Annotated in this window: 3 protein-coding genes; 2 read left to right on the top strand and 1 reads right to left on the bottom strand. The window is 66.4% G+C overall.

Annotated elements, in window-relative coordinates:
• Window positions 1-109: 109 nt before the first annotated feature.
• Entirely contained in the window at window positions 110-958 is an 849-nt protein-coding gene (locus tag RWO33_RS19720) for a pirin family protein (RefSeq protein ID WP_314107104.1), read from the bottom strand.
• A 203-nt stretch (window positions 959-1,161) separates the two neighbouring features.
• Between RWO33_RS19720 and RWO33_RS19715 the strand changes: the two genes are divergently transcribed.
• Window positions 1,162-3,243 carry a carbon starvation CstA family protein gene (locus tag RWO33_RS19715; RefSeq protein ID WP_145479597.1) on the top strand — a complete coding sequence of 694 codons (2,082 nt, stop codon included), beginning with the start codon at window positions 1,162-1,164 and terminating at the stop codon, window positions 3,241-3,243.
• Window positions 3,243-3,467 carry a CstA-like transporter-associated (seleno)protein gene (locus RWO33_RS19710; protein ID WP_068853636.1) on the top strand — a complete coding sequence of 75 codons (225 nt, stop codon included), beginning with the start codon at window positions 3,243-3,245 and terminating at the stop codon, window positions 3,465-3,467. Before RWO33_RS19715 ends, RWO33_RS19710 begins: the two co-directional genes overlap by 1 nt.
• Window positions 3,468-3,630 lie beyond the last annotated feature (163 nt).

Below are 3,630 nucleotides of genomic sequence, written 5' to 3'. Positions count from 1 at the left end.
GCCCCCGAGCCGGGTGGGGGGGGGTGCCCCCATCGGCTTTGGGGGGGCCGCGGGCTGCGCCCCCGCCGGGCACCACCGGGCGCCGCACCCGGGCCGGCGCTACCGTGCCTCAGAACCGACCTTCCTGGAAGTCGACGAACGCCTGCATCAGTTCTTCGCGGGTGTTCATCACGAACGGGCCGTGGCGCATGACCGGTTCGCTCAGCGGACGCCCCGCCACCAGGATCAGCCGCGCACCGCCCGCACCGGCCTGCAGCTGCAGCTGATCGCCGCCGCCCAGTACCGCCATGTCCTGCCGCCCGACCGGGCGTGCCTCCTCACCCTCGCCCACGACCACGTCGCCTTCGAACACGTAGGCGAACGCGTTGTGCCCGTCCGGCAGCACGTAGTCCCAGCGCGCACCGGCGTCCAGCGCGACATCCAGGTACAGCGGGTCGGTGGCCGGCTGCACGATCGGGCCGACGGTGTCGCCGACCTGCCCGGCGATCACCTTGACCTGCACGCCCGGCACCGGGGTGACCACCGGAATGCGCTCCGGGGCGAATTCCTGGTACTTCGGGTCGGTCATCTTGTCGCGCGCCGGCAGGTTGACCCACAGCTGGAAGCCGCGCATCTGCCCCGATTCCTGCTCGGGCATCTCCGAATGCACCAGGCCACGGCCGGCGGTCATCCACTGCACGCTGCCCGGGGTCAGCAGGCCTTCGTTGCCATGGTTGTCCTTGTGCCGCATCCGGCCGTCGAGCATGTAGGTGACGGTCTCGAAGCCGCGGTGCGGGTGGCTGGGGAAGCCGGCGATGTAGTCCTCGGCGCGGTCGGTGCCGAATTCATCCAAGAGCAGGAACGGGTCCAGATCGGGCAGCGACGGACCGCCGATCACCCGGGTCAGGCGCACGCCGGCGCCGTCGGAGGTGGGCATGCCACGGATGGTGCGCTGCACGCGCGCGGGGGAGCTGCTCATGTTGACTCCATCGGGAGGATAGTGGGTACAAGATGGGCGCAGGCCCGGGGGGCGCCAACCGTCATGCCCGCAACCGATTGTTCCAAGCGTGCTGTTTCGTTCCCGTGTACGACCAAAGTACTAGCGGCAAGCCTCCGCACGCGCATTGACCCGGTCAGTGCGAGGGCGGACCCTTACGGTGTTCTTCAGGGAGACGCAATCTCATGAAAGGTTTTTCCAAACTGGGTTGGGCCGCGCTCGCGCTGCTCGGCGCATTCTGTCTTGGCACCGTCGCGCTGCGACGGGGCGAGCACATCAATGCGCTGTGGATCGTGGTTGCCGCCGTCTCCATCTATCTGATCGCCTATCGCTTCTACAGCCTGTTCATCGCCGACAAGGTGATGCAGCTGGACCCGACCCGGGCGACCCCGGCGGTGCTCAACAACGATGGCCTGGATTACGTGCCGACCAACAAGCACGTGCTGTTCGGCCACCACTTCGCGGCCATCGCCGGCGCGGGCCCGCTGGTGGGGCCGGTGCTCGCGGCGCAGATGGGCTACCTGCCCGGGCTGTTGTGGCTGGTGGTCGGCGTGGTGCTGGCCGGTGCGGTGCAGGACTTCATGATCCTGTTCATCTCCAGCCGCCGCAACGGGCGTTCGCTGGGTGACCTGGTCCGCGAGGAAATGGGCCAGGTGCCGGGGACGATCGCGCTGTTCGGTGCGTTCCTGATCATGATCATCATCCTGGCGGTGCTGGCGATGGTGGTGGTGAAGGCGCTGGCGGAAAGTCCGTGGGGCATGTTCACGGTGATCGCGACGATGCCGATCGCGATCCTGATGGGCGTGTACATGCGCTACATCCGGCCGGGCAAGATCGGCGAGATCTCGGTTGTGGGGTTGATCCTGCTGCTGCTGGCGATCTGGTACGGCGGCAAGGTGGCGGCCGATCCGGTCTGGGGCCCTGCGTTCACCTTCACCGGCGTGCAGATCACCTGGATGCTGATCGGCTACGGCTTCGTGGCCTCGGTGTTGCCGGTGTGGCTGCTGCTCGCGCCGCGCGACTACCTGTCGACGTTCCTGAAGATCGGCACCATCGTGGCGTTGGCGATCGGCATCCTGATCGTGATGCCGGAACTGAAGATGCCGGCGCTGACCCAGTTCGCGGCCAGTGGCGATGGTCCGGTGTGGAAGGGCGGGATGTTCCCGTTCCTGTTCATCACCATTGCGTGTGGTGCGGTGTCTGGTTTCCACGCGCTGATCGCGTCGGGCACGACGCCGAAGCTGCTGGCCAATGAGCGCCACATGCGCTACATCGGCTATGGCGGCATGCTGATGGAATCGTTCGTGGCGGTGATGGCGCTGGTGGCGGCGTCGATCATCGATCCGGGCATCTACTTCGCGATGAACAGCCCGGCGGCCGTGATCGGTGCCGATGCGGTGTCGGCGGCGCATTACATCACCACGACCTGGGGCTTCACGATCACGCCGGAGCAGCTGGAAGCCACGGCGCTGGCGATCGGTGAACCGACCATCCTGCACCGTGCGGGTGGCGCGCCGACGCTGGCGGTGGGTATCGCGCAGATCCTGCACCAGGCCATTCCGAGCGGCAGCAACGCGATGATGGCGTTCTGGTACCACTTCGCGATCCTGTTCGAGGCGCTGTTCATCCTGACGGCGGTGGATGCGGGCACGCGTGCGGGCCGCTTCATGCTGCAGGACCTGCTGGGCAACTTCATCCCGGCGCTGAAGAAGACCGAGTCGTGGACGGCGAACATCATCGCCACGGCGGGCTGCGTGGCGCTGTGGGGCTACCTGCTGTACACCGGCGTGGTGGATCCGTTCGGTGGCATCCAGACGCTGTGGCCGCTGTTCGGCATCTCCAACCAGATGCTGGCGGGTATCGCGCTGATGCTGGGCACGGTGGTGCTGTTCAAGATGAAGCGTGACCGCTACGCGTGGGTGACGGCGGTGCCGGCGGTATGGCTGCTGATCTGCACGACCTACGCGGGCCTGATCAAGATCTTCGACAGCAATCCGGCGCAGGGTTTCCTGGCGCAGGCGCACAAGTACCAGGATGCGATCGCCAGCGGTACGATCACGGCACCGGCCAAGTCGGTGGCGCAGATGCAGCAGATCGTGGTCAATGCCTACGTCAACACCGGGCTGACGGTGCTGTTCCTGTTCGTGGTGTTCGCGATCCTGGCCTATGCGATCAAGACGGTCGTGGCGGCGCGTCGTTCGCCGCAGCGGACGGACCGTGAGACGCCGTACGTGGCGCTGGAACCGCACCAGATGGCGGACCTGTGATGAGCACGGGCCTGGTTCCGGTCGGGCAGTACCAGGCGCACCGCCGGATCTGGCGGCGCCTGGTGCAGACGGCACGCCTGTGCTGCGGCATCCCCGACTACGACAACTACGTGCGGCACGTGCTGGAGAAGCACCCGGACCGCACGCCGATGGACTACAAGACGTTCTTCCGCGAACGCCAGGAAGCGCGTTACGGCGGCCGCAACGGCGGTCGCTGCTGCTGATCTGATTGTTGGTGGATTCAAAACCGAAAAGGCGGCGCACCTGCGCCGCCTTTTCTTTGGCTCTGATTTGATATCGGCTATGGCGGGGCGCCGGTGGGGGTGCGGGACACGCCGTTAACCCATCCATGGGGGCTTGTAGAAAACATCCATGTTTTCTACAGTC

The sequence above is a fragment of the uncultured Stenotrophomonas sp. genome (assembly GCF_963519925.1).
GTDB lineage: Bacteria > Pseudomonadota > Gammaproteobacteria > Xanthomonadales > Xanthomonadaceae > Stenotrophomonas > Stenotrophomonas maltophilia_AE.
This window is presented reverse-complemented; position numbering and strand designations above follow the sequence as displayed.

What these genes read in the sequence shown, in the direction of transcription:
- RWO33_RS19720 (WP_314107104.1), bottom strand. Translation starts at nt 958, where the DNA reads ATGAGCAGCTCCCCCGCGCGCGTGCAGCGCACCATCCGTGGCATGCCC.
- RWO33_RS19715 (WP_145479597.1), top strand. Translation starts at nt 1,162, where the DNA reads ATGAAAGGTTTTTCCAAACTGGGTTGGGCCGCGCTCGCGCTGCTCGGC.
- RWO33_RS19710 (WP_068853636.1), top strand. Translation starts at nt 3,243, where the DNA reads ATGAGCACGGGCCTGGTTCCGGTCGGGCAGTACCAGGCGCACCGCCGG.